This is a genomic window from Limnoglobus sp. (genome assembly GCF_059499385.1).
On sequence record NZ_JCABYM010000085.1, the window covers coordinates 1 to 2406 of the forward strand.

General features: G+C 66.0%; 2 protein-coding genes and 1 pseudogene. All 3 read right to left on the reverse strand.

Annotated elements, in window-relative coordinates; all coding sequences use genetic code 11:
- A pseudogene (locus tag AC5JJ2_RS16110) lies at positions 1–246 on the reverse strand (hypothetical protein); the annotation flags it as partial.
- 360 nt (positions 247–606) lie between these two features.
- Entirely contained in the window at positions 607–951 is a 345-nt protein-coding gene (locus AC5JJ2_RS16115; RefSeq protein ID WP_495859034.1) for a hypothetical protein, read from the reverse strand.
- A 662-nt stretch (positions 952–1613) separates the two neighbouring features.
- Entirely contained in the window at positions 1614–2345 is a 732-nt protein-coding gene (locus AC5JJ2_RS16120; protein ID WP_495859035.1) for a sulfite exporter TauE/SafE family protein, read from the reverse strand.
- Positions 2346–2406: the final 61 nt, after the last annotated feature.

A 2406-nucleotide genomic window follows, 5' to 3' on the forward strand; every position in this document is an offset into this window, starting at 1 on the left:
GCCCCAGGCCGCCGCCAGCACGGTCGATACGGTGCCGGGGAACGCGGTCAGGGCCGACGTGACGACCGGGGCGAGGAGATACCCGAGGCCGTTTCCGGACACGAGCAGCCCTTTTTCGAGCGGGGTCGCGTGTAAGTCTCGGACGGCCAGGAGGACGAGGAACGTGCCGAAGCCGGTGTCGAGTACCCCGGCCGCGACCGCGCGGCGCATTTCGAGTGTGTAGGTGCGGCCTGCTCGTTCATCCATCCGGTCCCGTCTCGTCGCGTGTGCGCTTCCGGCGTTCTTTCGCCTCCCGTGCAGTTGTCCAATTGCCACAGCCGGGCGGAAACACCTACCCTCTCCCTCGAAAACCCCCGTCGGTGGGTGTCCGCCGGCCTCACCCCCTCGGCGGACAGCCTCGACAGCCTGCCCCGTGCCGCAAGTCCTTAGCCGGTCGGCCGCAATGGCCGCGGGGGCGGGACGGTTCGCACAGAAGGTTGGCATGTCATCTCCGCGCGCCGGGGTATTTTCCGGCCCCTTGCCCGGACAATTTCCGTCGTGGTAATTCAATTTCGGGGAATCAGAAAAGCACAAGCCCGGGGTAAGCCGGGCTTGTGGGACGAAAACCTAAAACAGCCACCTGATGAACCGGCGGATGACACCTCCTTCGAGGTGTCGTCTCGCCTTTTTGTGCGCCCTCTCGGCGTCTTGCAGGGCTTTGATGGCGTGCGGAATGTCGTCGGCGTTGAACCACTGCCGCTCGTCCGGACGGCTGAAGCGGTTCGCCACGAGAATCCGGTAGGCATTCCGGACCGGCTTCTTCTCGACGTAGAGGATGGTTCGCACCGACCCGCGGTCGAACTTGTCCGTCCACGTCTGCGGCTTGACCTCCGCGGGGAGAAGGTAGCCCACCGCCATCGCCGCCATCACCACTTGCCCCTGCTGTTGTTGCGCTTGCTTGTGCTGTTTCATAAGCACTTCGTCTCTTGTCACCCTCCTTTCGGCATGGCTGTCCCACGCTCTCCGTTCACGACCCCCGGGACCATCCCGAGGAGGCAGGGCCGTGAAGGCAGAACCGTGGGCACCCGCCCGCGAGCACGCGCAAAAACCCGACTCAGGCTGCTGCCGTCGTCTTTTTTGACCCGCCGGTCTGACCCGCCGGTCGTGCCGACGACGGGCACGGCGCACCCGGTCTTTTTGTGACCGTCTCCCGGGTGCCTGGGGAGAGGAGTGGTCAAAGGGGCGAGGCCCCTTTCCGAGGGGGATTATAGGCGGTCGATTCGCCGGCGGGGGACGCCGGAGCGTGGCTTCGCGGACCGGCCATGTAGGGGCGACGTGCCCCCAACGTCTCAGCCCTACGAAGGCGGCAAATTTTCCCCGTGAGAAGCTCTTGCCGCGGGAGGGCTATCAGCCGTGCCGGGGCAGAAAATCCCGCCACGGCCCGTTCCCGGAAATCCTACCGCCGGCTCCGAGGGTGGGTTGAGGACGGCCGCACTTCGGTTCAGGGGGAGATTGTTTTTGGGAGACGGGTGGGAGGAGTCGAGTGGGAATTGTGGGCGCATCCCGGTCGTGAAAAGCGGTCACGGCCTAAACGTGTCATGGCAGCGTCCACAAACGGCAAACCGCCGGCGGGTTCATCCGAAGAGGAGCTTCCCAGCCGCGATGACGAGAACCAAGCTGAGCAGCCGTTGGAGCGTGGCCGAGCCGATAACTCGGCTTCCGAGCGAGGCCCCCGTAATGCTCCCCACGACAACGACAGCGGCCCATAACGGCAGTTCAGCCGGCAAGGTCTGCACGACCAGCAGCCGGCCGATAAGTCCGGCCACCGAATTGACGAGGATGAACGCGGCCGACACCCCAGCGGCCGACTTCGTTTCCGCCCAGCCGGCAAAGAGGAGTAGCGGGGTGAGGTAGATTCCCCCTCCCACTCCGGTCAACCCGGACAGGAATCCGATTACGGCACCGGCCAACACGCCGGCCACCACCGGCATCCGACGCTCCTGTGCCGGTGCGGCGGATTTCGGCCACGCGAGACGCACGGCCGCGACCAACAAGGCGACCGCGAGGAGCGGCTTGTACACGGCCCCAGGGAGCGTTAGCAGCCCGCCGAGGAACGCCGCCGGCACCGATCCCAGGGCGAGGGGCCACAACAGCCGCCGGTCGAAATGCCCGGCCGACCGGAACCGGGCGGTCGTTAGCACGGCCGCGGTGATGTTGAGCACCAGGGCCGCCGGCCGCATGTTCTCGGTCGAGAGGCCGTAGAAGGCCATCGCCGCAAGATACCCCGAGGCCCCGGCGTGCCCGACCGAGCTGTAGAGCAGGGCGGCAAGGAATAGGAGGGTCGCAAGTCCATAGGTGTCCGGCACAGTCAGCACCTCGAACGAAAGCCGCTAGGCTTTGGTGGTCAGGTCTTCGATTCCCTCCAGC